General features: G+C 42.3%; 16 protein-coding genes and 2 pseudogenes. 9 read left to right on the top strand and 9 right to left on the bottom strand.

The features are described from left to right. Positions 1-29: 29 nt before the first annotated feature. Positions 30-1,625: a cellulase family glycosylhydrolase gene (locus tag V7K48_RS10240; protein ID WP_335072033.1), complete on the bottom strand. Its 1,596-nt coding sequence runs from the start codon at positions 1,623-1,625 to the stop codon at positions 30-32. A 572-nt stretch (positions 1,626-2,197) separates the two neighbouring features. On the opposite strand from V7K48_RS10240, the gene V7K48_RS10235 reads away from it, so the two are divergent. Next, complete coding sequence (locus tag V7K48_RS10235) at positions 2,198-2,992, top strand: hypothetical protein (protein ID WP_335072031.1); 795 nt, start codon at positions 2,198-2,200, stop codon at positions 2,990-2,992. Positions 2,993-3,449: 457 nt separating this feature from the next. Here the strand turns inward: V7K48_RS10235 and V7K48_RS10230 are convergent, their stop codons facing one another. After that, the gene (locus tag V7K48_RS10230) at positions 3,450-4,253 is read right to left on the bottom strand and encodes a hypothetical protein (RefSeq protein ID WP_335072029.1); all 804 of its coding nucleotides are present in this window, start codon (positions 4,251-4,253) and stop codon (positions 3,450-3,452) included. 213 nt (positions 4,254-4,466) lie between these two features. Here V7K48_RS10230 and V7K48_RS10225 point away from each other — a divergent pair, with 213 nt between their 5' ends. From V7K48_RS10225 to bcsA, 5 genes are all read left to right on the top strand, one after another. Further along, positions 4,467-6,245 carry a carbohydrate porin gene (locus V7K48_RS10225; protein WP_442949426.1) on the top strand — a complete coding sequence of 593 codons (1,779 nt, stop codon included), beginning with the start codon at positions 4,467-4,469 and terminating at the stop codon, positions 6,243-6,245. Beyond that, complete coding sequence (locus tag V7K48_RS10220; RefSeq protein WP_335072025.1) at positions 6,242-8,599, top strand: tetratricopeptide repeat protein; 2,358 nt, start codon at positions 6,242-6,244, stop codon at positions 8,597-8,599. The genes V7K48_RS10225 and V7K48_RS10220 overlap by 4 nt, the downstream gene beginning before the upstream one ends. A 125-nt stretch (positions 8,600-8,724) precedes the next feature. Beyond that, complete coding sequence (locus tag V7K48_RS10215) at positions 8,725-9,984, top strand: glycosyl hydrolase family 8 (protein WP_335072023.1); 1,260 nt, start codon at positions 8,725-8,727, stop codon at positions 9,982-9,984. Positions 9,985-10,166: 182 nt separating this feature from the next. Then, entirely contained in the window at positions 10,167-12,506 is a 2,340-nt protein-coding gene (locus V7K48_RS10210) for a cellulose biosynthesis cyclic di-GMP-binding regulatory protein BcsB (protein WP_335072021.1), read from the top strand. Positions 12,507-12,557: 51 nt separating this feature from the next. Next, complete coding sequence (bcsA, locus tag V7K48_RS10205; RefSeq protein ID WP_335072019.1) at positions 12,558-15,167, top strand: UDP-forming cellulose synthase catalytic subunit; 2,610 nt, start codon at positions 12,558-12,560, stop codon at positions 15,165-15,167. 781 nt (positions 15,168-15,948) lie between these two features. Here bcsA and V7K48_RS10200 read toward each other — a convergent pair. The 5 genes and pseudogenes from V7K48_RS10200 to V7K48_RS10180 all read right to left on the bottom strand — a co-directional run bounded on the left by V7K48_RS10200 (position 15,949) and on the right by V7K48_RS10180 (position 21,547). Next, positions 15,949-16,632 (bottom strand): Crp/Fnr family transcriptional regulator, encoded by a 684-nt coding sequence (locus tag V7K48_RS10200; protein WP_335072017.1) that lies wholly within the window; start codon positions 16,630-16,632, stop codon positions 15,949-15,951. A gap of 187 nt (positions 16,633-16,819) precedes the next feature. After that, positions 16,820-17,380 (bottom strand): annotated as a pseudogene (locus V7K48_RS34985) (pilus assembly protein PilB); the annotation flags it as partial. Positions 17,381-18,324: 944 nt separating this feature from the next. Further along, positions 18,325-19,512, bottom strand: a complete 1,188-nt coding sequence (locus V7K48_RS10190; protein ID WP_335072013.1) for a HetZ-related protein 2 — start codon at positions 19,510-19,512, stop codon at positions 18,325-18,327. A 1,287-nt stretch (positions 19,513-20,799) separates the two neighbouring features. After that, entirely contained in the window at positions 20,800-21,150 is a 351-nt protein-coding gene (locus tag V7K48_RS10185; RefSeq protein WP_335072011.1) for a carbon dioxide-concentrating mechanism protein CcmK, read from the bottom strand. Between the two features lie 85 nt (positions 21,151-21,235). Further along, the gene (locus V7K48_RS10180) at positions 21,236-21,547 is read right to left on the bottom strand and encodes a carbon dioxide-concentrating mechanism protein CcmK (RefSeq protein WP_335072009.1); all 312 of its coding nucleotides are present in this window, start codon (positions 21,545-21,547) and stop codon (positions 21,236-21,238) included. Positions 21,548-21,850: 303 nt separating this feature from the next. Between V7K48_RS10180 and V7K48_RS10175 the strand changes: the two are divergent. Then, positions 21,851-22,306 (top strand): annotated as a pseudogene (locus V7K48_RS10175) (alpha/beta fold hydrolase); the annotation flags it as partial. 789 nt (positions 22,307-23,095) lie between these two features. Here the strand turns inward: V7K48_RS10175 and V7K48_RS10170 are convergent. Both V7K48_RS10170 and V7K48_RS10165 read right to left on the bottom strand, forming a co-directional pair. Next, positions 23,096-23,836 (bottom strand): hypothetical protein, encoded by a 741-nt coding sequence (locus tag V7K48_RS10170; protein ID WP_335072007.1) that lies wholly within the window; start codon positions 23,834-23,836, stop codon positions 23,096-23,098. Continuing rightward, positions 23,836-24,468 carry a ParA family protein gene (locus V7K48_RS10165; RefSeq protein WP_335072005.1) on the bottom strand — a complete coding sequence of 211 codons (633 nt, stop codon included), beginning with the start codon at positions 24,466-24,468 and terminating at the stop codon, positions 23,836-23,838. Before V7K48_RS10165 ends, V7K48_RS10170 begins: the two co-directional genes overlap by 1 nt. A 338-nt stretch (positions 24,469-24,806) precedes the next feature. Here V7K48_RS10165 and V7K48_RS10160 point away from each other — a divergent pair, with 338 nt between their 5' ends. After that, the gene (locus tag V7K48_RS10160) at positions 24,807-26,189 is read left to right on the top strand and encodes a cytochrome P450 (RefSeq protein ID WP_335072003.1); all 1,383 of its coding nucleotides are present in this window, start codon (positions 24,807-24,809) and stop codon (positions 26,187-26,189) included. Between the two features lie 15 nt (positions 26,190-26,204). After that, entirely contained in the window at positions 26,205-26,432 is a 228-nt protein-coding gene (locus V7K48_RS10155) for a hypothetical protein (RefSeq protein WP_335072081.1), read from the top strand. Positions 26,433-26,604 lie beyond the last annotated feature (172 nt).

The following is a 26,604-nucleotide window of genomic DNA, read 5'->3' as shown; positions in this document are numbered from 1 at the left end:
ATGACAAATTCGGCTTTTAATTTTTGAGTTCAAATTAAGACGGCGGTTATTTGCTGCGGCTGGTAGTCAGAACCAAGTTTATTGGCACAAAAGCCAGTATCCCGTACTTGATTTGGTTCAATTGTTTTTCCCCACTCCAAAGGAGCCACTAGATACTGTATCGCTCCTTGCTGTTTAAAATCTGCGTTCCAAGAGTTATTAATCTTAGCTTGATTCATCTGAAACGCCAGTTGCCAGTTGTTAACCTTGATATTGCCCTGATTTATAATTTTGAACCTGACACAAAATCCGGTTTCCCAGTTGGAATAGATGTCAGTAGTAACTTTTAGGGCAGCACCAGTAGGAGATGGAGAGACAGAAGGAGTAGGAGTTGGGGAAACAGGAGGATGACTCGGTTGGTCTGGCTGTTGAAGTTGTACAGATGGAAGCAGTTGGGACAGTAATTGCTGCTTGGGTAGATCAACACTTTGCCAATCATCTAGTAAAATTCCGCCTGTATCACTACTATTAGGATTCCAACTCCAGTAAGTAAAGCTCAAGTTATTTTTTTGAATGTATTTCACCAACTCATTTTGCCAAATTCCTTCTTGGGAATTTAAGTCTACTTTCCGTCCCCCAAACTCCCCAATCAATATGGGAGCAATATTCTCACTAGCGATATAGTTAAATCCTATTTGCCAGCGTTCAATTAGATTTTGAGGGAAGTTAGAGGCAGAAAAGTAAGGCTGATTGTATACCCCAGCGCCGTACTCATGAGGAGAATAGACTAGCTTATGAGAACGAGATAAACGTACTGGGTAGCGTTTTACACCTTCTAAGTTTCCACCATGCCAATGCTGTGGCAGTTTTTGACCAGGGACATTCTTTTCTACTCCTTCAACGACAATCAGCCAATTAGGATTAACACTGAGAATCGCATTGCCTGCACGTTCTGCTGCTAATCGCCAGTCAGTATTGATGTTATTATCACCCCAGCTAGCTTGGCCGTGAGGTTCATTTTTTAAGTCTGCGCCAATAACGTTAGCTTGATTTTTGTATCTGATGGCTAACATTTTCCAAGTATCGATCCAGTCTGCTTCCGTAAAGCCGTCTCCATACCACAACTCTGGAATTTGCTGGTCGTTAAGACGGTGGCTGTCGAGCAAAATTAGCAATCCTTGACGTTCCGCTTCCTGAATAAGTAAGTCCATTACCTCCAAGGGGGTTTTACCTTGAAGTTCTTTGTTGCTGCCAATTCCAAAGTCAATGCCACTTACATTAAGCGATCGCAATCCTGCCACAGAATAAGGTAACCGGATGAGGTTATATCCCAAGTTTTTAATCTGCGCCAGCATTTCTTTATAATCTCTTTTCCATAAACCGTTAGGGGCGTGCGTATCAGTCTCCATGCCAAACCAGTTAACACCTCTGGGCAATACAACCTTGCCTTTCGCATCCACAATTGTTCTACCAATTGTTGAAAGTGGTAGCTCTATTGGCGTTGCAGCCATAGAAGCATCTAGCTGAATATTAACAGGTGCCTTAGTCAAAATAATTACTAAAAATACTACTATGCTTAGAGAGAATATCAGTAATTGCTTATGTAACCTCAATCTTCTTGGTTTATTTTTATGGATAACTTGCATACTATTACTTTTATTGGAGGACAATATCTAAGTCAAATTAACAGAAAAATATCTAATGGTTTCTACAACAGAATAATTTTTACAGTATCTTTACGTAAAAAGTATTTTTGTAAAACTGATTTTTAGCTGACGATAAATGTTCGTAGTCTGATTACAATGCATTTATTTTCCAGCTTTTTATATTACTTAATTAACCTTCCATACGTTTAACCATCCTAATAGTATTAGAGCAATATTTAGCTACTATTGTTTCTGTATCCGCAAAAATTGGATAGTGGAAATCAAAAACGCTAAAATCTTTGACTGGTAATACAGATAAATTTCTATCTATATTTTGCATTTTCCTTTATCCAATCTGCAAAAGTTACTTAATTTACAGAAAGTTTACGGAATTTACTGACTTCTTCATGAGTTGTCTATTGAAAACATCTCGTATCGAGAATAACTTAGATATTAAGGCAGTACAGATATTGACTGACCGGAAAAACTCTATACAAGTTAGATGTTACAAGCGGTAATTAAATCTTCTGCAATCTGTCCATAGCCTTTTATTTAACAAAAGTTTTCTGAATATGACACTTTCTGCACTGCAAAAATTTTTAGTACTACCTGCGATCGCTTCTCTAAGTGTATTTTCTTTAATGTCATTTCCCCTTGCTACACTAGGTGATAAGCAAATAGACATCAAATTTCAGGAAGAACCTATTTTTGACGGGAAACTTAGAGATATTGCTATTCCTTACGTAGTTTTTGCAACTATACTTAGTATAGGGTCTGGAATTTCAGCACTTGCTTTTTGTGGTTGGCGAAATTCTTCTGACAAATCAGCAAAAATCCAGCAGGAATTATCTAATCTAGATCTGCACTTACAGCAAAAGGAAGCATTACTAAAAGAATGGCAAGTTTCCGAGCCTCGGTTGCAAGTTTCTGGATTGAGCGCTTTTTTAGATGACGAGATGCCTTTTGATCGAGCTTTCAATTCAAAAAGTGCAAAAACTGGAGCTCAACCTGTTGAAGCGCAAATGCCGATGCACACACAGCCGATAAATCCTGTACCAGAGGTTGCAACTAAACAAAACACTACCACCATTACAAATATTGCTGCTACTTCTGCGTTTGCATCTGCCCAAACTTTCCTTGGCTATGCTCAAGAAAATCCGAATAGCAGCAAAGAAGTTGCTGCTGCTCGTGAAGTAAATCAAACAGTAATCATGCCATCAGAATTTGAAGAGTTGCAAAAACAAATTAAAGAGATGATGTTACAGATGCAGGTAATGCAGGACAATTTGCAACCAACACCTCAAGCAACAAATACTGAAGTAGAATCCACAGCTAAATTTCAGATATTCTATAATACTGTTCTTTAAAATCTGCTCAAATCTGTTTATCAAAGAGCAAAAGCTGAAGATAAACAGGTTTAATGTTCATTACCTACATCTTTGCGTCATAGACAAATAAAACAAACAAGGGATTAGAGAAGCAGAGGAGAAAGTTTAAATCACTCAAGAGCATAGGAGTATAGAACAAGTGCTTTTAGGTATGAATTTCCTCTCTGTTTCTTTTGCGAAGCTTCTAAAATTGCCACAACTCTCTTAATGAGGACAAGCACTTTTCTCTACAGACAATGCCCACTCAATTAGTGGTTATTGGGTAATTAATATCTGGATACCAGCGCTCATATTGAGGCTGGTATTTTAGTTTTTATCTATTAAAAAGAGAGCGATGGAGGGCTACAGTACCCCGTCCTCAATCAAGTAGGAAGTAGGGTAGGGGTACATAAATATATACAGGATTATTTTATAGGTTTGATGCCCATCTTAATTCTCACCTGAGAAACTCTGAAGGAGTCACATAGGCATTCGTTTGCCTATTTTTAACTGATGGAAGTAGGGTAGTTTTAGAAGCTATGGATTGCGGTGGGATTTGATATCGGTTTCCCCAACCACCATTCAAGTCTTCCGGTTGCGAACGAGGTGGTATTGTTTTCCCCATAGGTAGGGGTATTGTTAAGGTTTGGCTAACTTGTAAATATTTTTCACCTTCGTTAGTAAAACGAATCAACTTGCTTTCAATCTTTTCAAGCTTTTCAAGCTGTTGATTTTCTGACTTTAACTTTTGAGAGTTTTGATTATCTGGCTGTTCCCACTGACTAGCAGGATCGAAAATAGCTACAAATGTAACGCCACCTTCTGGAAACAGTTGTATTTGTGCTGGATTTGCTTGCCAGACTTCTTGGAAACTACCATCGGGTGAAACTTGCCACAGATTTAGCGCAGCCTCCCATTGTCCCTGTTTCACTTCCACAATTTGACGAGCCAAAATTGAACGGTTAGTATTTGTATCTGAGTTCAGCAAAGCTTCTGCTTGTCCTGATACCGGACGCAAATAACGCACAGCAACCACTGTAATCTTGCTAGACTCAGGCAGATTGGTACTACCAACGACATTGTATACACCTTTACTTGATATAGGTTGTACATTTCTAATTTCCATCCCCACCTTTTCTTGTGCTTTTTGAACACAGCCAGAACTGGCAGTTAAAAGCATAAGGCAAATAGCTGCCTGGAGATTAGCAGGAGATAAAGCTTTAAATCTGGGAAAAATAGTCTTTAAATCAAGATTTGTCATGATAATAGGCAGTTTTTTAGCTCATTTCCCAATAAAATTAGGTTTTTACCTATTATGCCCAATTTATTTTCATAAATAACAAGTTTTATCGACTCCCAATCGAATTAATTGAAAATTACAAAATTTATTGTATGTAGTGGTTACTACTCATTTATTTTGCTAAAGTGGCGACATTCTATAACCTAAATATGTAGTTGTTACCCAACTAAGCTGATGAGGCAACCAGTATTCGATTGTTATAAATTTACTTTTTCAATTCAGTACCACAAGGTTTATCCACTGCTTTGCACTGTCGCCATCTCGATTTGCTGGGTACTGGCAGTGAGCGAAAAGTCTTCAGCTCAAATCAACCCATCTCAGCTACGGAGTAGCGACTACCAATTGGGCTTAACAGAACCCCTACCAGTGCCTAAATTACCTGTCAAGAAGAGTCAATCGCAGTCAGGATCACAAACATTGACTCCTCCATCCGTAACGACTGGTGTCGCAGTTGCACCGATCGCCAATCCAGTGACCAAAGTTGTGGAACCCAAACCAGTCAACGATCTCCAACAACTGGAGAGTGTCTTCATCCAGCAGCAGGTAACTGGAAAAGCCCCGGCAGCAGCACATAGTTCTGTTGCACCACGAGTGGCAGCAGATGGGGACACTTCTGACCTTAATTTAGGATTGCAGGGACAGATGAACAACTCGGAGCCAGCAATTAGCTCAGTTGTAGCTCCACTGCCACCACTCGTCAACTCGTCTGCAACACAAGAATTCACTGCACCAGCAGCACCAACTTTTAATCAACTACTCAGTTCCCAAACAGCCCCCCTGCCGCCACTTCCCAACTTGCCTGCAACGCAAGAATTCACTGCACCAACAGCACCAACAGCACCAACAGCACCAACTTTTAATCAACAATTACTCAATCCACAGACAACACCATCAGTCCCTAGTCCAACTCCCACACCAAATACACCAGTACCAGTAACTACTCAACAACGCCGCCAGCTCACTAGCAGTAGTTTAAGGGAACCCTCTTTACAATTCCAAGGAGTTTATATCACCCAAGGCAGCGACACCACAGCCCGGGCGAGAGTCACGGGAGTTTACCCACTTTCTCCCCAAGCTTTGGTTGGGGCAACCCTGGACTTAACAAGCCAAGGCAGCAGCTTGGATGACTCCCGAAACGAGGGTTTGAACATCAACGAGCTTTATTTGGCGACTTCACTAGCAGGAGTACCTAATCTGCGATTAGTGATTGGTCAAATAGATTTAACGTCTTATTTTGATAACAACAGTTTTGCTAAAGATGGGGCCAGTCAATTCTTTAATCCGGTGTTTCAAACCAACCCAGCACTGGCGGCGACAGGGATTAGTTCACGCACTGGTTTGTTAGCCGATTGGAGTGTCACCGACAATATTGAAGCCAAAGCAGCAGTCTTTTCATCAGCAAACAAAATCGGTGAATTTTCTTTAGATGGATTTGCTGGAGAAATCGGCATCCGTTATGGCAATGCGATTATTCGTGGTACTTATGCTAGCGATCGCGACGCTGGTGTTCGTGATAGTTTCCTCGAAAGCTTTAGCATTCCCAGAGGTGACAATCAATTTGGCCCAGAAGCAAATGATCGCGAAGAAGCATATGGTGTCAACGCCGAAGTCTTTATTCCCAATCTGAAATTAGGTTTGTTTGGGCGCTATGGTCGTTACGAAAATCGCACTTTAGGAGAGGGTGCAAATACTTACGTTTTAGGAGCTAGTTTTTTGGATCTGTTTACCCCAGATGACAAACTAGGAATAGCTTATGGACTTCCTCTCTCTAATGATCGCCTCCGTCGTGGAGACCGTCCGGATGTATTGGAAATGTTCTATGATTTTAAATTTATTTCCAATCTCCGGATAGGCTTTTCGGTTCAGGCACGTGATGATTTCTCCGAAACAGTCTTCGGGATCAGGGTGAAATCAGATTTTGATGTCACTCCCAGAGGGAGAATTGCTCAATGAGTCAAAACAATATAAATAAAGGGCAAAAGGCAAAAGCTAAAAAAATTAAATATTGTTCTCTTTTTACTTGTTCATTTTTCCTTTTTACTTACTTATTAACTGTGCCGCCTTTGGGCAGCATTGCCCTTGCTCAAGCACAGAACTTATCAGCATCGGCACAAAAAGGTTTTGCATTATTAAAAAAAGGCTGGATTAATGATGCGATCGCAGCCTTCCAGCAAGCCCTCAAAAGTCAACCACAATCTTCACCAGTTAGGTTAGGACTAGCGATCGCTTATCGCAAGGCCGGACGTATTCCTGAAGCTTGGAGTGCTTATCAACAAGTACTGGCGGTAGACCCCAACAACCAACTAGCTTTAAAGACAGTTGGTCTACTGGCTACTTATCGTTCTGAGTGGAACTTAAAAGGAATTGAGGCTCTAACAACTTTATTAGAGTTAAATCCTAATGACTCAGAAGGTCGTGGTTACCGTGCTTTACTCTACTCCTATCAAGGACGATTAACCGAGTCCTTGGCAGACTACGAAATCGCGCTGAACAACAACCCCACACCAGAGGCAGTCGTTGGTGCGGCTCAAACTTATAGTTACAGTGGGGATTTTCCGAAAGCACTGGAGTTGTTTAACCGCTATCGCTCCACTGGCAAAGCCATTACAGGGTATGCAGCAGTAGCCTACGGTCGCAGCTTACGAGAAACAGGCAATCTTGGAGGGGCAGTACAGGTGTTAGAAGCGCAGTTGCAGCGCTCCAATAAACTTGACTCAATAGGGATTGAAACTCGTAAAGAACTGGCTGTAGCATACCTTGTCAATCAACAACAAGCCCAAGCGTTGGCGGTCTTAGATGTATTACAGGGAAGGCCAGATGCGATTTTGCCCTTAGCGCGATCGCTCAATGAAATTCGCAAGTACACCAATAATCCCACCCTTACCCAGCAAGTTTTTAATCTCTACAGTCAAGCCCTCCAAACCGATCCCAACCCTTCGCCCAAACTACTGCGCGAAGTCGCTGATGTCTTTAGTGGATTTCCAGAAGGACGACAAACAGCGCTGCAATTGTATCAACGGGTGGCATTAGAATTTCCCAATGATCAAAGTTTGTTAGTGCAGCAATTAGCTTTGGAAAATCAGTTAGGTTTACTCGGTAAAAATGACTTGAGACAGCGTTTAGCGACTGTAATGCAATCACTGCCGAGCGATCGTGTGCAGTTGCAACAGCTAGCTAATGCCTTAGTGAACATTGATCTTCCCGATCCGGAATTTTTACCTGTGTATCAAAATCTTTTACAAATGGGGGTTAACGTACCGTTTTTGAATTTCCGGGTGGCACAAATGTATGTGCAGCGCCAAGATTTGAATGGCGCAAGGCTTGCCTTGGCAGCTTACACAGCTACCCCCGCAGGTGCTAAAGACCTCGCACCCCAGTTGCTAGCAGCAGAAATTGAGCGTCGTGAGGGTAGTCTGGAAGCTAGTGCCCAGCGTTACCAAGCTGTGCTTGCTAGCAAGCCAAATAGTAGCGATATTATTAATGCTGCTTTGGGCGGACTGGCTGGAGTGCGACTGCAACAAAAGCGTTTTGATGAGGCTGTGACAGTTTATGACCAATTGATAGCTGGCAATCCTCAAAATTTGTCAATTCAACTAGGGCGTGCTAGTATCGCCTATCAAGCCAAGCGAATCTCCCAACCAGAAGCAGAGGCAGTTCTCAACAATTGGTTAGCTACACAACCTGCAACCAATACTCCTCCAGAACTATACAGTTTGTTAGAAGCGCTGCCTGCTGATCCACAAAGAGAAGCTTTATATAGTTACCTACTAGAAACTGACCCTACTTCCATACCACTACAACTGCGCTTGTTACAAGTCATAGCAAAACGTAATCCAGCCCAAGCACAAGCACGGATGAAGCAGTTGATTGCTCGCCTTCCCAACACTCCAAACTCATCCCAGTTGCAGGCAGAGTTGGCTCGATCTGTAGGTGATTTGAATTTGGCTAGCAGTACCTATCAGAATATTTTGGCGCAGCAACCAGATAACATCGATGCCCTAGCGGCTTTGGGCGGAATTCGCTTTGAACAGCGCCGCTTTGAATCGGCACAGGAGATTTATGCTCAAGTGTTGGCACAAAAACCGGAAGACAAAGACGCACGCCGCGCCCTGGCTGGATTGAATGCGATTTTAGATCAGCCTTTGACAGCATTAGCACAGCTAGAACGATTGCAACTAGAAACAGCCGCCGAAGGAGGAACCGATAGTGATGCATCTCGGCAAATACAGCAAATCCAAACAGACTTTTTGCTCCGACGAGGATTTCAACCCCCTTGGCAAGACTATCAACGTCGAAACAGGAATTAGCGATCGCTTAAATTTCTTCATGAAAGTTAATTTTGAACAACTACAAGGGAACAATAAGGGCAGGAAAATGGTACTCTCACACTCTCCCCATCGGCTAATATTTTACAAATCAAACTGTTCTTAGGATGTGGCACTTCCCAAGAGTGGCAACTATTGCCAGCCTGATTGGTTTATCTGCCTGTGTCTCTAGTTACTGGGCAGCAAAACCCAAAACACCGGATGATCGAACTCCGGTAGCAAACGTCCCCACTGAAGGTAGTAGTCAAAATCTGACTGGATTGTTAGCTGATCTTCCTGAATCCACCCCCAACCGGGAATTACTAGCTCAAAGCTGGGATAACTACCGCCAAAGATTTATTCAGTCAGACGGACGGGTGATTGATTACCAAGCAAGCGATCGCTCAACTAGTGAAGGTCAAGCCTATGCTTTGCTACGAGCAGTACTTATTAATGATCCGGCAACTTTTGCCCGGACTTTAAACTGGTCGGAAAATAACCTCCAGCGCCAAGCGGGTGGTAAAGGCACAGATAGTTTGTGGGCTTGGAAATGGGGACGAAAGAAAGATGGTAACTGGGGTATCATCGACACTAACTTTGCCAGTGATGGAGATATAGATGCGATTACTGCCCTAATTTTGGCATCACGGCGTTGGCATCGACCCGAATACTTGGAACTGGCAAAACTTAAACTGCAAGATTTATGGAACCTGTCCACGATCTCAGAACCACAAGGTAAGCGCTACCTGTTACCAGGGCCTGTGGCTGCATTTGTCCCGAATGCATCTACCTTTTACCTGAATCCCTCTTATTTTGCTCCTTATGCTTTTCGGATCTTTGCACAAGTTGACCCCCAACATGATTGGTTGAGTTTGGTAGACAGCAGCTATCAAGTGCTAGAAAATTCCGCAAAGCTTTCTAGCGTGGGTTTACCCAGTGACTGGGTAGCTCTAAATACCAAAACAGGACAATGCCAAATCCTCCCAGCATCTAGTACTCTGAATAGTTTGTATGGCTTTGATGCCTATCGAGTCTGGTGGCGTTTGTCGTTGGATGCTGCCTGGTTCAACTCACCCCAAGCGCAACGCTATCTAGCGACATCCACTCAGCACCTGCAAAAACTGTGGAGTAAACAATCGAGTCTACCAGCACGCATTGATCTCCAAGGGAAAGCATTAGTGGATTACGAAGCTACATCCCAATACGCTATGTTGTATGCCGCCATGCAGTTGGTGGAACCAGGAATAGCTCAAGAACTGCTTGTGAAAAAAATACTGCCTGAATACAAGCAGGGAATTTGGGGAGACCAATCTGCTTATTATACCCAGAATTTGGCTTGGTTAGGATTGCTACCTCCAAAGACAATTCCCCAGCGACTGCTTAAATGACATTCCCTGACACTGAGTTAGAGCATGGGCTTCCTAAATACCCTTTATTCCCAGCAGACTGACTCTGGTTGATTTCGTTTAAAAAATCTGATGGGATGATTTTTAAGTTTTAAAAGCAACTAATTAGTTGTGGTTTTTACGTGAAACCTTTGAGTAAATTAACACTAGAATCACGATCTCCCATGAAGCAGTTGTTTCATCTTTCCCAAATTAGTAAAAAAGCAATTATTGTTAGTTCGTGCTTTTTTTTGTTTCCTAGTTCATTATTCAGCGCTCAAGCTCAAACTAAAGGCGATCTGCAACAGCAAGTAACTTTATTAGCTCAAGCAACGACATCAGAAAATAGTAGTAAAGCAGACTTAAAAGCTCCTACTGCCAAGAACCTGGCAATTTACATTTTAGAATTTAATCGTAGTCCGATTGTGGGCAACCGGATGCGCTTGCGCGGGGTTTACTCAGAAGGTCGTCTTGCCTTTACTCGTCCTCGTGGCTGGAAACTAAATCGGGGTAAGGTACAAGCTTTAATCCGTTTTCAACACTCACCAGCACTGTATGCCAATCGCTCTAACCTGACTGTGCTAGTCAATGGCACCAGTGTCGGGAGCGTACCACTCAACCGCAAAGAGTCCCAAGTAGGTCAAGTACTGTTCAATATCCCACCAAAGCTGATTCAAGACTATAACGAACTCATATTGGTGGCACAGCAGAATAACACCCTCGAATGTAGCGACCCTAGTAGCCCCGACTTGTGGACAGAGATTCTGCCAGATTCCAAATTAATCTTGAACTATGAACGGCAGCCGACTCCCCTGAATTTCAGCCGCTATCCTTATCCTTTCTTTGACGAACTCGGCTTAGAAACTAACCAAATTGCTTACTTGCAACCGAGTCAAGTTAATCAATCCTGGTTAACAGCAGCAGCTCGCTTACAAGCGGCATTGGGGAGAATCGCAGATTTTCGCCCGATTCAGACGAGCTTGATGTCTGATGTTGCAAGTGTGAAGCCAAACGATCGCTTGGTAATCATTGGGACTCCAAATGAGCAACCATCTCTAAATACTTGGAAGAATTTGCCCCTGAAAATCATCAGTAATCAAATTATTGATCGTGATAACAACCCTGTACCAGATGAAACAGGGGTGTTAATGATCACTAAAACTGAAAAGAGCGGGGTTCCAGTTTTAATTGCCACTGGCAACAGCACAAAAGCTGTGGAAAAAGCAACCCAATTTTTATCACAGCCAGACTTGCGGAAAATGGGGACTGGTCAGGTAGTTTTTGTCAATACCCTCAAAGAAAGTTTGACACCAGGACTCCGCCAGTGGCCTCGTTATTTGCCAGAGCAAAATTCTTTTAAACTGGGTGACATCAAAACCCAGGTAAATGGTGAGCCGTTTAGTGATGTGACTGTACGGGGAATGGGAGCACCACCAGTTGAAGTTGATTTTCGCGCTTTACCAGATGATCGGTTTGTTCGGGGTAGTTCGATGAATCTGGTTTACAGCTATGGGCCGCAGGTTAATCCTAGAACTTCTGCGCTCGAAGTTTTACTGGATGGAGTTTTCATTGGTGGGGCCCGTCTTGATTCTGAGTCGGGAGAAACTCACAAAAACCTCAAAGTCAATTTGCCGGAAAACTTGGTCAAACCTAACTCGAAACTGCAAGTTTTTTTCCGGATGAATCCTAGAGAACCGTTTGACAAACAGAACTGTCTTCAGGCACCAGATCAACAACTTACAGGGACGGTGCATTCTGATACTAGCTTCGACCTGAAGCGGGAAATCTCTACACAACTACCAGACTTGAACCTGCTGAAATTCGGTTTTCCCTTTGCGGCACCACAGGATTTGTCCCAGACGGCGATTGTAGTGCCACAAATACCCTCGAAGACAGATGTTTTAACCTTGTTAGCTTTTAGCGAACGCTTAGGAAGGCTCAGTCAGGCAGATGCCGTCAAACTAGAAGTTTACACGTCGGATGCCTTGCCGACAAAAGTCCGTAAAAATGACCATTTGGTAGGAATTGGAACGCGAGAAGAGTTTCCTTTTCCGGAAGTGTTTAATTCCAGTGGTTTTAACTTGAGTCAGGCATTTTCCCGCTCTTCTGCCTATGCTGTGGTTCAGACTCCACAGGACACACAAGGCATGATTAAGCAAATTATCTCTCCTTGGAACAGCGATCGCGTCGTTCTGGCTTTAACATCTCAAACTGAAACTGGTTTAGAGCGAGTACGACAAGTCCTCAATCAAGATCCGTGGTTCTTCCAACTCAAAAAAGATACGGTGCTAATTAGTAGCGATCAAAAAGACCCAGTTTCCTACGATGCTGATGCCTATCAACTACAGTTTTTCCAAAGCGCCCCGAACACTCGTCGTTGGGAAAATACCAGTCTCCTCAGTAAGGCATCACGCTTTTTACAAGAAAATTGGCTATTGCTACCTGTAGGCATTTTGAGTGTCTCTCTAATTCTTTACGGCATTGTTCAGTTGTATCTCAAGCGGCTAACTGCTGACAAAAAATAGACACTTTCGGTTACGTATCGCCAATTTAAAATTTCAAAATTTAGATCCAAAATGTCTTCCCCAGATACATCGCCTCAGAAATCACGCGATCGCCAGCGCTTCAAATTGAGCAGTTGGCTGATTGATATTACCCCCCGATTTTTTGACCGCACTCTCCAAAGGGTGGGTGTGAAACACTTTAAATGGTTTATCCTGCTGCTATTGTTGCTCTCAGTGCCACTGATTATTACCCCAATAGAAGTTTGGCAACAGGGATTGGTAGCAGTGTTTCTTGTGCTACTTGGTCAACTGGTCATACACGCAGAGTTTCAAGAGGACTCTTCAGAAATCAGCCAGTATTATCACCTGTTTCTGCTATGGCTGAGTATGGTAACAACACTGCGTTATTTATATTACCGCACTAGCTATACCCTTAACTTTGATGGTTGGCTCAACAGCATCGCTTGCCTATTATTGTTCGCGGCTGAACTTTATGCCATCCTCACCTTAGTACTGGCGTACTTTCAAACCCTGAAAATTCAAGAACGCCAACCAGTTAATCTCACAACCATTCCTGTTGAAGAATGGTATAAAATTGATATTTATATTCCCACTTACAACGAAGACGTGGAGATTGTTCGTAAGACTGCCGTGGCAGCCTTGGCCTGTGATTATGCTCCTAATAAAAAACAGGTTTATGTCCTTGATGATGGTCGTCCTGAAAAGTATAAAGAGAACGACCCACGTCGAGAACAGTTTAGCGCCAGACGGGAACAGCTACGGCAAATATGCCAAGAACTCGGCTGTATACACATGACACGGGACAATAACGACCACGCTAAGGCGGGTAACATTAATGCTGCCTTTTACAAAACTGGCGGCGATTTAGTGTTGATTTTGGACTGCGACCACATCCCATCACGGCAAATTCTCCTACATACAATGGGTTTTTTCTTCGATCCCAAAGTATCGTTTGTCCAAACTCCCCACTGGTTCTATAACCCCGACCCCTTCGAGCGTAATTTGATCACCAAAGGTAGAATACCCGCAGGTAATGAACTGTTTTATAAGGTACTGCAAAAAGGTAACGATTTTTGGAATGCCGCCTTTTTCTGCGGTTCTGCAGCATTAATCCGCAAATCCCACGCTTTAGAAGTTGGGGGAATTGCGGTGGAAACAGTGACGGAAGATTGCCACACTGCCTTGCGATTGCATTCGCTGGGTTACAAATCTGTCTACTACGACAAAATTATGGTGGCTGGTTTAGCACCAGAAACGTTTTCTTCTTATGTAGGGCAACAAGTGCGCTGGGCAAGGGGGATGGCGCAGATTCTGCGATTGGAAAACCCCGTTTTTAATCCGAAGCTGAACCTGACAGTTGCCCAGAGGATTTGTTATTTCAGTGCAACTTCACACTTTTTGTATGGCTATCCCCGTCTAATATATGCGATCGCTCCCCCGCTATTTTTATTATTTGGCATTAACTCTGTCCAAGGTTTGGGTTTAGAAACTCTAGCCTATGCCCTACCCCATATTCTTCTTTCGCTTTTTACTAACTACATCATTTACAAAAACGTCCGGTTCTCCTTCTGGAACGAAATTTTTGAATTTGCGATGGCTTTCCAGGCTGGATGGGTGACCATGTTAGCACTGTTTAATCCCAAGCTGGGTTCATTTAACGTTACCGACAAAGGAACGTCTATAACCAAACGCACCTTTGATTGGGAATCGATGCGTGGTCTTTTAGTGGTAACAGGACTTGTAGTCTCTTCCTTGCTGGCTGTTCCCTATTGGCTGCTGCTACGTCCTGAAGATTGGCAAGCAGTCTTAGTTAACACCATGTGGTCTATTTTTAACCTGGTTTTACTGATAGCTGCTTTGTTGGTTGGCTTTGAACAACCGCAAGTACGTTCTGCCCACCGTTTACAGCGTCGTCTCCCCATCTTAATTACCAGTAACAGTCAAACAATCATGGGCAAAACGGTGAATATCTCGGAAACTGGGGCATTAATTTCCTTGGAAACCTGGCCCAATTTACTGGATGAAGTGGAAGTTGAGGTGATGGGAGATTATACTGCTAGCGCTTCCCTAACGGCACAAATTGTTCGAGTCTCCCCTATTAATGATACAGAAACGCTTTTAGCAGTTGATTTTGTGAAGCTCAACAAAGCCCAACGCGATGCTTTAACTCTAGTTTTGTATTCTGATGTGCAGGAGTGGTATTCTCAAAAGGGGCAATATGTTGACCGACCCATAGCTTCCCTTGGATTCCTCGCTACGAGTTTGACTCGGGCCTTGCGTGACATCAAACAAACTAGCCGTAAAAAGGTACGCAAGCAGGTAAATAGCAATAGCCAACTCTACTGGGATGGTAACTTCTTTTTTGGAGTAGCTACAGAACTAGGAACAACAGGTTTGCGCTTGGAAATAGAAGATAAAAAAGCCGTGTCTTCTCACAAAATGCTAGGGCAACAGGATTTGCACACGATGCGAACTGTTAAACCATTAGTTGGTTTACTGTTGAATGAGGATGGGGATAATGTCTCATCTAACCGATTCGTTGCCGAAATTTATGTAGTAGAAGAAGAGGTAAATGGCAAGATTGCGATCGAGTTAATTTTTCCAGAAAAATTCAAAGAACGCCAAGATACCAAAATTAAACAACTGTTGCAGGTTCTGTAGCAGAAGTACTTGACTAGATTTTGATTAGCGCAAGCTCCATTTCAGTCCAGATGTTGCTTGCGCTTGGGAGTGTTTTAAACAGAACTAGCCCTTTCAAGGTCATCTATGAGAGGTTAAAATAAAGCGCATTTTGTCAATCAGTTAAAATACCCAAAATCGTCTTATTCAAGGCTCGTTGAAAATGATAATCGTGCAGGGGTGAGGGTTGTACTTGACTACGAATTTTAGATAAAAGATTTTAGATAAAAGATTTTTTGGTTCATGCCCCGCCCCGGACAACTCTTGGAGACGCTAACACGTAGCTTGCTTCCCCGTAGGAGTACGTCCCGCAACAATACAGTTCAGTTAAGCATTTTTTCATTCTCTCTGTGTTCTCGGCGCCTCTGCGGTACCCTGCGGGAAGCCGCTTCTCTACGTTCGCGCAGCGTGTCGCAGACAGACGCTCCGCGAATGCGTCTACGTTAAAAAAATTTACTTTGATAAAGAGTTTTAACCTTAACCCAAGCGTATTGTGTCCTGCAACGCTTTCGTGGGCGGAACAAATCCGAAAATTCTCAGTTTTATTATTCGGCTTGCCCCATACCCTTGTGGTTGCAGTCAGCATTGAGCGAACCCAAGAGCGTCTCTAAAAGTTGCCGAAGTGTCAATCCAAAATTGTCAATTCCATTATCCAAAATTGATTGACCCTAGCTTGATGCTGGCCACCCTATAGGATCTTGCTACAGACTTTTCTCCATTCCACAAAAAAAATGTAGTGCATTCAATTAAGAACTGCTAGCAATCACACTTTGCCAGCCAAGTTCATCAACTGTTTAAAGTTCACAAGATAAGTGATGTTGTTGGCGCTATCAATCTTAATCCACCCTTTTTCATGGAGCTTTTCCATGATTTTGGTGGTTTCTTCAACGCCGATTTCTGTTACCTCTGCTAAATCTTTAAAGGGAACGTTAAAAATTTCTCTTCCTAAGTCTGATTCCTGACCATAACTTTCGCCTAAAGTCACTAGGGTATGGGCGAGTTTGACTGCTGGTGGTGAAGACCGCATTTGTAAGCGCTGGTTAATTTGTCTCAATCGTCGCACCATCAGTTGCAACATCCGGTGATGTAACTGCGGGTCTTTAAACAATATTTGAATAAAACGCTCTCTGGAGATACTAAGCAACTTCACGGGTGAAAGGGCAATGACATCAGTTGAGCGTGGAGATTCATCCAAAATTGCCATTTCTCCAAAAAAATCGCCATGACCAAAAATTGCCAGAGCTACTGAATCTTCGCCGACGGTACGCCGGACTTTGACCCAACCAGAAACCACGAAGTAAACGGCGTTACCCCAGGCATCTTCCATCACAACAGCCCGCCCAGATGGGTATTCATGTTCAATTGCAACGTTGAGCAGCCATTCCAAAGTCTGTGGATTGGCTGTACTCATTAAGGGGAAAAGTTCACTAAAAACCTCAGTTAGCATGAAATATTTGCAACAAATGGATTCAAGAACAGAAAACTATCTTTGCTACTATAAGTTTGTTTAAACCGTAATCTTACGCAGAATACGATCGCAAAATTTGTATTTATTTGAGATGAACCTCTAAGGTTGATCGGTCTAGAGTTCCATTACAACATAACAATTATGTATGCGATCGAAATCAGCGGTTTCACTGACAGACCGATGATTTGCTGTTTGTTTGTGGATTGCTATTCAGTGCCAGTATTTTGATCTGTTGGTCTAAATTTTTCACTAGTTGATTCAGGGCTACCATTGCCTCTGATTGCTGAGAATCAAGGCTGGGATTGAGTAAAAGCCGTTCTTGTAGTTCATGTAACTTGAAGCTTAGTTGCTGAGAAATTCCTAAGGCATCACGGCCCAGACGCGTCAACTGTTGTTGTTGATAGAACTTTAATGCTGCTCCTCGCAACACTTGGAGTGTTGCCTCTTCGCCGTAGATTCCCGGCATGACTCGCAAGCGTAATAATAAGCGATTTTTTTGATATACGTATTCCTTCTCTACCTGTTTTGGTTCTGCAACCGTGGTGACAGGCAGGGAAGCAAACCGCTTTAATTCATTCAGTACTCCTTGGAAAACAGAGAGCGGCAGTTGATCTAATACAGACTGCAAGACTCCATTGTCACTCCACAGTATCCTACCTTCGTAAGCTTGTCTTTCTAAATACAGCCGACCAATTCCCCCAGCTAGGATTCGCCCTAGTAATTCTTCCAGTAATTTCTTGGGTGGTAGTGTTGGTAACACCTGAATTGGACTAAATAGTTCAGGAACCTGCGTAAACAAAATAGGTAAATTATTCGGTGGTGCTGCTTCGGAAGTTTCGCCCTCTTGACCTCTGGAAATAGGGGTCAAGAACGTCTTAGTTTGAGATGATTGGTCTAGCTCTGGGATAGGAGGCAAGTCTACCCGCTGCCCAGAATGTTGACGCTTTTGTGTCTGAAACACCATCAATATTGGTTGCTGATTTGATTCTGAGTCGGCATCTAGGGAGGGAGTAGGTGTGTCACCAATGGTAGCTGGGCTATTTGTTGCAGGAGAGTCTGCTGTTGGCTGATGCACAAGTTTTGCATCTAGCTGAGATGTATTCTTATGGTTGAGATAGGCTGACAATATTCTGCGGTGAGCATCGGCTGCGATCGCCTCAATCACCATTGTGCAATTGATACAAGACAAAATGCGACCAACGTAATCTAGTGCCTCACCCTCTTGTGGATGAACCATACCTAGCAAAAGGTTTTTGTCTTCTAATCCAAAAGGCAAAATTTGGTGGTAGAGGCAAGCTTCAAAGGACAAAAGACTATCAATCAGGTGGAATATTTGCTCGCGATCTCCTCCTTCCACCCACTTCATTTGAGTGACAGTTAGCATTTGCTGTCCATTTGCTGCGGTATCATTTAATTCACCCTCTGAAGACAACATAGATTTGATTAGTTGGTATTTACTTATATAGTATTTTGCCTCTAAATTAGTAGGTAGTTAATAAAGATACTTTGTTGTATTGTTAAAAATTCAACTATCTATATATAAGTAGACGTAAGTAGAAGATGAATTTTAGATTGTGCATAGGGGATAATACTGAGTTTTGACGAGGACAAGGAGGCAATTTTCTCCTTTGTCTCCCACCGCCTGAATTGATCAACTAGATGTCTCACAGCCTACTCCTGGGTTCTTAAAGCTTGGGCTGCAAGATAGACTTTTGTCCATTCGCCTAGCACTTGATGGGTTTTGAGTTTTAAGTGTTTGGCTATTGCTTCTATTGAGTTACCTGCTCTTCGTAAATCTAGGATCTGCCGCCCCAGAGGAGTCAATTTTTCATCAAGTTGCTGCCATTGATTTTGTGTTAATCCCAAGTTATGTTCTTCTAAGGAAATTGAAAGCCAACTGTCTACGAGTTCTGGTTTACCTTTGAGGGCAAAGACGCGCACGGCGTGGTAACTAATCTTTTCTCGCAGACGGTATACTTCCTTAGTGTGCTTATTTAATCTATGGGCGATCTCTTCCTGGGACTTACCTTGCAAATACAGTCGTAGCCACTCCACTGCATCTGCCCCCAGATTTTCTTGTAAATAATTTTCAAATTCTTTTTGTACTGACTGACGCAGCACTTGTTGTTCCTCTAGCTGTTGTGCTTCTTGATATTCTGCGATCGCCTGACTATCCACTAAGTTAACTCGATTCTCACTGTCGTCTGTGAGAACTTCTTCTGACACCAGTCTAATCAAGTCACGGCCTGGCACTTGGGTTAAGCCACCGCGCTGAGTGCGACGCAAGTAATTTACAAATCGGTAAGCTAATAGGGGTTGATTGCGTACTGGCCGCAGACAATATTCTTCTACACTGGCAAATAGCAGAGCATCCCCCAATCGTCGATCGGTTGTATATTTGGCAATATCAGCCATTTGCTGCTGCATGTAGCTATCGCTTTGCAATAGTTCTTGGAGTACTTCTTGCAACACATCTATGACGCTGCGCTGGCGATCGCGGCTGAGGGAAACCCAAGTCTGAATCTTATTCCGTAATGTTACTAAACTCCCCAATCGCGTTATCAAGTTGCGATAAGCACGTTCTCGCCCTAGCCCCAAGTAGCGTTGACGTAAAATTCTCCAGCGATATTCCATCGCTTGCTTGGCAATATCGAGTTCCTTAGGGTTAAACAGATCAAACCGTTTTGAGTCAGATCCAAATAACCAGAGAATAATACTTTGCCTAGCAGCTTCATTTTGGTCTGGACATTCTGCAACCAAGCGCTTTCGCCAATCTTGAGCTAGTTGTTCCACATCCTTTGTCATAGCGAGATTGCGTTCCTCGAAACTCAATTTTGAAGCTTGCATCACAACCCCCATTCATCCCACCTAATTGTTTAACTGGCAGCTGCCCCGGATTTCATGAGTCTCATGAAAATAGCTTAGTGATCCCACTTTTATTACGTCTTAATTGACTAAAATTATGCAGAAATTTCTACATTGATGTTTTGCTTTCAATTTAAAAATGCCCCAAACCCTTGTCTATTATGCGTTTGGGTCAATTTTGTTAAATTAAACTGTTTGTAAAGTTATGTTATCTAACTGAGAACAGAAATCTGCCTATACAGGAGATGGGTTGAGGAAATCTGACATTTTGTAACCGAGCCGAGGAACGAATCTAATTTAACTTAATATCAGACGTTATTTCACCCGTATAAGTTTCAACCCTCTACAATCCCCTACGTAGTAAAATACTTAGTTAAATCTCAATACGCTCAGTGTTGGTGATATTTGGCCCCGGAATGATCCCCCCAACCCACGCCAGTAGCTCATGGGGACAAGACCGCGCTGGCTCCTCTTAAAATGGGCTTAACTCCCTCCTTTTTAAGGAAGGTTAGGGAGGATCAAGCCTTAACTATAGGACTTACGCATTGACAGAAAGATAATTCTGTAAATAAGGTGTGACCTTGTTTCTTAGATGCTTCTGTGAGTGCGATATTTCCTGTTTGCCTTACAACTAGAAGAATAAATCCAAGTCAGCTAAGGAAACATCGTCATGAGCGGAAACTACATTTCCAACTTTGGAAATAGCAGCGAGTGAAAACTTTTTAACCCTACAAGTAGCGCTCAGGCATAGTACTGTGTATTTGTATAGTGCGTAAGTCCTGAACTAAATCCTATTAAATTAAATTTTGTAATATTTTTTATATATTAAGTATATATACTTAAATTAACGGTTAAGAGGATGTTTAGTAAGTTGTTATATAAAACCTTAAATAAATTCTTGGATAAATACTATCGCTATAACGTGGAATCAGCCCTAGTATGCCACATGGCTACGCCTACGCTATTCTGGATAGTAGGAATTGATAAGCAAATTTATCCTTTTTAAACTAGCTTCACCCACAACTACGCCTTATAACATTGGCAAGTTCTTCCTAAAACTTTTACATTCCTAAAAATGAATAGTCAACAGTCAATATTGATTTTGACTATTGACTTTGACTGTTACTTTCCGTCTGCTTCAAAATTTAACTTATCCAAAACCTAAAAACAGAAAGAATGCAACCCTCAAAAGCTTTAATGTTCAGAAGCCTTACAAAAGACTTCTTTTTAAATTAATTTATGGGGATTCTTCGTTTTGAGTTCCCCCGCAGGGGGTTGACTCTATCGACCGTTCGATGATCTACCAATGGGACTTTCTACAGATTCTCGATACTGTTGGACTTGTTCTGTGTAGGCAATTGGTAGAACAGCTTCAACGTTTTCATGGGGACGAGCAATAATCACCCAGGATTCCAGTGTACCGCCAAAAACATTTTCCGCAGCTTCAATACCAGCAGCCATAGCTGTCTTTACTTCAGAAACATCGCCACGAATATTAACTGTAAAGCGAGCACTACCTACTCTGATATAACCAACGAGGGTGACTCGACCAGCTTTTAGCATAGCATCTGCTGCTGCTAGCACCGCAGGAAAACCTTTAGTTTCAAGTGCTCCAACTGCCTGTAATGACATTATTAATCTCCTGTATGAATAAACGATATGGGGGCTACAAGTTAATTGTCCGAAGCTTCGCTACAGATTTTGATAGCAAAATTGCTTAGAACATGCGGAAAGGTTCTGATTCTTCAGTAAAATGGATTGGTAATATGGTTTCGACATTTTTCGGAGGATTAGGAACGATGTAGTGGGTAATTACTGCACCAACCTTGACTTGCTCTCCAGCTGCGATTCCGGCTTCTATAGCTCTTTTTACCTCAGCAACGTGTCCCCGGATGGCGACTAACAAACGAGCGCTTTCAGCTTGACCATAGTACACAATTGTGACTTCGCCAGCTTTAACCATTGCGTCTGCCGCTGCTAAGACACTAGGAAAACCTAAAGTTTCAATTACGCCAACCGCCATTGGCATGGCATTAGCTCCTGGATTAAGGGATAGGCGATTTTAATTGTACGTGGCTTTAGTCCAAATTTTAACATTTTAGAAAACTTTCTTTGATACCAAGAATTCTGCGGGAGTGGGAAGTGAGGAGTTAGGAGCAAAGCCGAAGACGCTCCGCCTCCGGTTAGGAGTTGGGAGTTAGAATGTTTTGATAGCCACTGGTCTATGTTTTATATATTATAAGTAATACCTCAGCATGTTAGTTTGTGTAATTTTGTTGTTTAATAAAATCAGCGATGCCTGGAAGCAAGCTAGTACGATAAACTGAAATTTATGTTTCCGAATTTTCTTCCTACAGCAGTTGGGCAACTGACAGAATCTGCCTCGATCGCACTAGCTCAGAGCATTCAAACAACTGCGTAGACGCGTTGGCGTAGCCTCTCGTAGAGAAGTGGCTTGTCGTCAGACATCGCTACTCCTTTAACTAATCAACCAGTTGCCACTACCTATGTCAAGCAAGGGAGTGGTGGAACTCCTATTTTATTAATTCACGGCTTTGACAGTTCCGTATTAGAATTTCGCCGGCTTTTGCCACTACTCTCTGGAGATAATGAAACTTGGGCAGTGGATTTGTTGGGTTTTGGGTTTACAGACAGACTCTCAGGAATTGCTTCTTATAGCCCAACTGCGATTAAAACCCATCTTTATTATTTCTGGAAAAGCCTAATTAACCAACCTGTAATTTTGGTGGGCGCTTCGATGGGGGGGGCGACGGCGATTGATTTTACGTTTATTATAGCTACGAGAGAAATTCCTAATTTCTCATGGCAACTCATTACAGGCTTAGAACCAAGCTTACCAATTGTTGGCGATTCAGTTTTCTATTTTCTATTTAATCTAATTTGCTTGACAATTTTGGCCTTTTTATATCAAATCATCAAATCACATTCTTTCAGAAGAATTATATCTTGTATTATAGTATTATTTTGTTTATTTTATTTTGAAGCCAGTTGCTTACTAAATTTCAGTATTCCTGATCATTAGGCTAATAGATTTTGTTATTTATATTCCCATAGCTTTTTACTTAGTTAACTTTCCTAATAAATTATTAAATTTTAAATTTTACTACTTGATAGGATTTATACTTTTTTCATTTCATGACATTTATTTACGTACATATGGCTATTACTCAAGTATCTATGGAAGAATTGCGATTATTTGTGGAGCAATAACTATTTTCTGTTATTTTTATTCTTTAAAGAAAATGAAAGAAAATTTCTTAGTACAAGAATTATCTCAATACTCTCTTGGTTTATTTTCATAACATAAATACTGGCAATACTTATTCTTCCAGCTAGTTAAACATTATCAAGTAGCCATAAATACAGGAATTTTTGGAATTTCTTTGAGTAAAATCTTTATGATTGAAGGATTTTTGTTGTATTTTTTACTGTTTTATCAATTTATTTATTCAGGTTAACTCGTTTAAAGCAGTTTGTTATCTAGAGCATCAATTCAGCAATCAAAAACCTAACTCCCCAACCCTTGTAGGGTTGGGGGAGCAAAGATTAACTGACTCTAGTCAAGTAACCACATCTCATTAGAACTATCAGGATACTCATTTGGTTGATTTTGAGGTTGATTTTGAGCTAGTGTTTCCGATGACCGATGTGATTTTTTGTAAGTAAGTGGATTGTAGTGGTCTTTTACTGGTTTTATCGCACTAGTTTCTTTGACAACACTATCAGCATACTCACCTGGTTGATTTGGAGCTAGTCTTTCCGATGGCCGATGTGATTTTTTGTAGTTATATGGATTGTAGTGTTCTTTTACTGGTTTTATCGCACTAGTTTCTTTGACAACAAGTTTAGAATTATCTTCTGCTGTTTGTTTTAAAGCATTAATTTCTTCTATCAAAAGGGAATTTGCTTCTGCAAGTTGCAGTGCTGTTTTTTTGGTTTCGTCAAGTTCTTTTGTTACCTGTTGTACTAATAATTTGTGTTCAGATGCTAATGTTTTTTGTTTAGATAATTTTGATTGCAAATCAGCAATTTCCTGCCCAAGAGATGCTTCATTTTCGTGGCTTTTTTCCAAATTACTTGTCAACTCTTTGACAGTTGATTCTAAATCAGCCTTAGTGGGACTTGTGCGCTTAATAGAAGCTGACTCAGCAGTCTGTGCTGAGGATTCCTCATCAGACGAAGCCTGTTCTTCAGCAATTTTTTCTGCTGTAACTTCGATCGCAGATTCACCTTCTAGGGGTGTAAATTTTTGTGCCTCTTCTTGTAATAAGTCAGAGAGACTTTGTTTCTTAACCATTATTTTCTCCAATCACGCTGTAGTTCATCAGCTGCGCGGCGATAGTCTAACTCCGCCTCCCGTGCGTTTCCTCCTCGCCATTGAGTAATTGCTACACCTTCAAGTGCCGCTCGTTCATGAGCTTTATAGGCACGGATGAAGGTATTAAAAGCAGGAATACCTAGCCGAGTCAGAGTGCTTTTCGCTTCTAGTGCTTCCCCGATACTGCGCGTATCAACTTTGGTGAGCAATACCCGATGGGGGGTTCCCAAGGGGATGACGGCTTCCTTGACTGTTTCCACGAGGATGGCTAAATCCATTGCGGCTGGGGGTGTAGGCAAAACTAGATAATCTGCGATCGCAACTACTGCTACTAATGCTTCAGAGCGCAGCGCGGGAGGCGTATCCACCACTACTAAATCGTACCCTGTTATCTTTCCTAAATCACCTAAAAGTGTAGGATCGGTTTCTTGAGATAAATCAAATCCCATTCCTTGCTGACTGCGCCCAAACCACCAACTGGCAGAACCTTGAATATCTGCGTCAATCAGCAACACCTTTTTTTTCTTCGCAAAGTTTGCAGCCAGATTGACTGCGGTAGTCGTTTTACCAACTCCTCCTTTACCGTTGAGAATAGCGATGATTTTTGGCACTGCTTGCTTCCGATTCTGCCTCTTGAGTGCTGAGTGCTGAGTTAGGAGTAGAAACGCGATTAATCGCGTCTGTACAGTAGTTAGGAGTAGAAACGCGATTAATCGCGTCTGTACAGGAGTTGGGAGTTACTATTCTCCTTATTGTCCCCCTGGTCTCTAGTCCCTAGTTCTTAGTTCCTAGTTCTTAGTCTTTAGTCCCTAGTTCCTACTTCTCAGTCCCTGGTGATGAAATTTTTTCATTGAGACTGCCTTACAAGAATATACCGCTTTATGTATCCCCAAATAACATGAAAACTCGTAACAATAAAATTCAGAAGCCATCAACTCCACAAAATTCTATGATAGCAACTTACAATTTGCCTGATGGTCCTCAAATGCCGCGCTGGCTAAGGATGATCAAGTTTATTAGTCAGCCACTGAAATATGTGGACGATTTTGCCAAAATCTATGGTGACACTTTCACGATCAGGAGTAGTCGCGGGGATAACCATCTTGTGTACTTTAGTCAACCCCAAGCACTTGAGCAGATTTTTACTGCTGATTCCAGCTATTTTGAAGTTGGGCGGGGGAACATAGGACTAAAATTTTTACTTGGCGATCGCTCCTTTATGTTATCAGATGGCGATCGCCACCAGCGTCAACGGCAATTATTAGTTCCTGCTTTTCATGGCGAAAGGATGCGGGCTTATGGTCAAGATATCTGTAAAATAACCCGACAGGTGAGTCATGAATGGCAAATTGGCAAGTCTTTTAATATCCGTGAGTCGATGCAAGAAATCACCTTGCGTGTTATTTTGCGGGTTGTATTTGGTTTAAGTGAAGGACAGCTTTTTGAGGAACTGAGGCGATCGCTAAGTGATTTACTAGACTTCATCAGTTCGCCCGTAATGTCCAGCGCTTTCTTTTTCAGCTTCATCCAAAAAGATTTCGGTGCATGGAGTCCGTGGGGTTGGATTCTGCAACAACGGCAAAAAATTGATCAACTTATTTATGCTTTGCTTCGGGAACGTCGGGCTGAATCTAATCAAAATCGTCAAGATATCCTGAGTTTGATGATGGCTGCTCGTTACGACGATGGTCAAGGGATGTCAGATGAAGAATTACACGATGAGTTAATGACGCTGCTAGTTGCAGGACATGAAACTACCGCTTCCGCATTGACATGGGCTTTTTACTGGATTGACTATTTACCAGAGGTGCGTGAGAAGTTGCTACAAGAACTCAACACCATTGGAGTTAACCCCGATTTGAGTAATATAGCTAAATTGCCCTATTTGACAGCAGTGTGCCAAGAAACTTTGCGAATTTACCCAATTGCCATGACTGCTTTCGTGCGGATTGTGAAAATCCCAATTAAAATTATGGGTTACGAACTGCGAGAGGGAACGGCAATAGTCCCCAGTATTTATTTAGCGCACCATCGGGAAGAAGTTTACCCACAATCCAAGCAGTTCAAACCAGAACGCTTTTTAGAAAGACAATATTCACTATATGAATATTTGCCTTTTGGTGGCGGTAATCGTCGCTGTATTGGGATGGCATTTGCCCAGTATGAAATGAAAATCGTCTTAGCAACTGTTTTGTCGGAATTTCAAGTATCGCTGGTGAACAAGCATTCTGTGCGTCCTGTGCGCCGTGGGTTAACTATAGCTGCACCCGCAGGAATGCGGATGATTGCAACACCTCAAGTTAAGCGTGCGAATACGCCAGTGTTGGTGTAATATCAACTTCGGCTAATTACGATCATAAGCGGCACAGGACGCTTACACGATTGGAACTTGAGCGCCAAAATCCGTGAGCAAGTAAACGTGCCAGTTTTTTTAGCTGGAGGACTAAAACCTGAGAATGTTGCGCTCGCAGTTCAGCAAGTTACTCCTTTCGGACTTGATTTGTGTAGCGCCGTTCGCAGCAATGGCAAATTAGATGAAGAAAAGCTCAAACTATTCTTCCAACAATTGAAATAGTGCATTGGGCACTTGTACTGAGTATCTCGACTTCTCTACGAGACGCTCTTGCGTTCGCTCGATGGAGCCGATGTCGTAAAGCCTGCGGCATAGCTTTTCTACCAGAGGCTGCGCCAACGCTTAAGGCGCAGCCTCTGGTAGAGAAGTATTGGACTGGAAGCAGATAAAACTC

It is taken from the genome of Nostoc sp. (assembly GCF_036919615.1).
Classification (GTDB): domain Bacteria; phylum Cyanobacteriota; class Cyanobacteriia; order Cyanobacteriales; family Nostocaceae; genus Nostoc.
This window is presented reverse-complemented; position numbering and strand designations above follow the sequence as displayed.

Coding starts and splice junctions, on each gene's coding strand:
- V7K48_RS10180 (WP_335072009.1), bottom strand. CDS start 21,547: ATGCCAATGGCGGTTGGCGTAATTGAAACTTTAGGTTTTCCTAGTGTC.
- V7K48_RS10225 (WP_442949426.1), top strand. CDS start 4,467: ATGAGGCAACCAGTATTCGATTGTTATAAATTTACTTTTTCAATTCAG.
- bcsA (WP_335072019.1), top strand. CDS start 12,558: ATGTCTTCCCCAGATACATCGCCTCAGAAATCACGCGATCGCCAGCGC.
- V7K48_RS10235 (WP_335072031.1), top strand. CDS start 2,198: ATGACACTTTCTGCACTGCAAAAATTTTTAGTACTACCTGCGATCGCT.
- V7K48_RS10160 (WP_335072003.1), top strand. CDS start 24,807: ATGATAGCAACTTACAATTTGCCTGATGGTCCTCAAATGCCGCGCTGG.
- V7K48_RS10190 (WP_335072013.1), bottom strand. CDS start 19,512: ATGGGGGTTGTGATGCAAGCTTCAAAATTGAGTTTCGAGGAACGCAAT.
- V7K48_RS10220 (WP_335072025.1), top strand. CDS start 6,242: ATGAGTCAAAACAATATAAATAAAGGGCAAAAGGCAAAAGCTAAAAAA.
- V7K48_RS10200 (WP_335072017.1), bottom strand. CDS start 16,632: ATGCTAACTGAGGTTTTTAGTGAACTTTTCCCCTTAATGAGTACAGCC.
- V7K48_RS10210 (WP_335072021.1), top strand. CDS start 10,167: ATGAAGCAGTTGTTTCATCTTTCCCAAATTAGTAAAAAAGCAATTATT.
- V7K48_RS10240 (WP_335072033.1), bottom strand. CDS start 1,625: ATGCAAGTTATCCATAAAAATAAACCAAGAAGATTGAGGTTACATAAG.
- V7K48_RS10170 (WP_335072007.1), bottom strand. CDS start 23,836: ATGGTTAAGAAACAAAGTCTCTCTGACTTATTACAAGAAGAGGCACAA.
- V7K48_RS10215 (WP_335072023.1), top strand. CDS start 8,725: ATGTGGCACTTCCCAAGAGTGGCAACTATTGCCAGCCTGATTGGTTTA.
- V7K48_RS10185 (WP_335072011.1), bottom strand. CDS start 21,150: ATGTCATTACAGGCAGTTGGAGCACTTGAAACTAAAGGTTTTCCTGCG.
- V7K48_RS10230 (WP_335072029.1), bottom strand. CDS start 4,253: ATGACAAATCTTGATTTAAAGACTATTTTTCCCAGATTTAAAGCTTTA.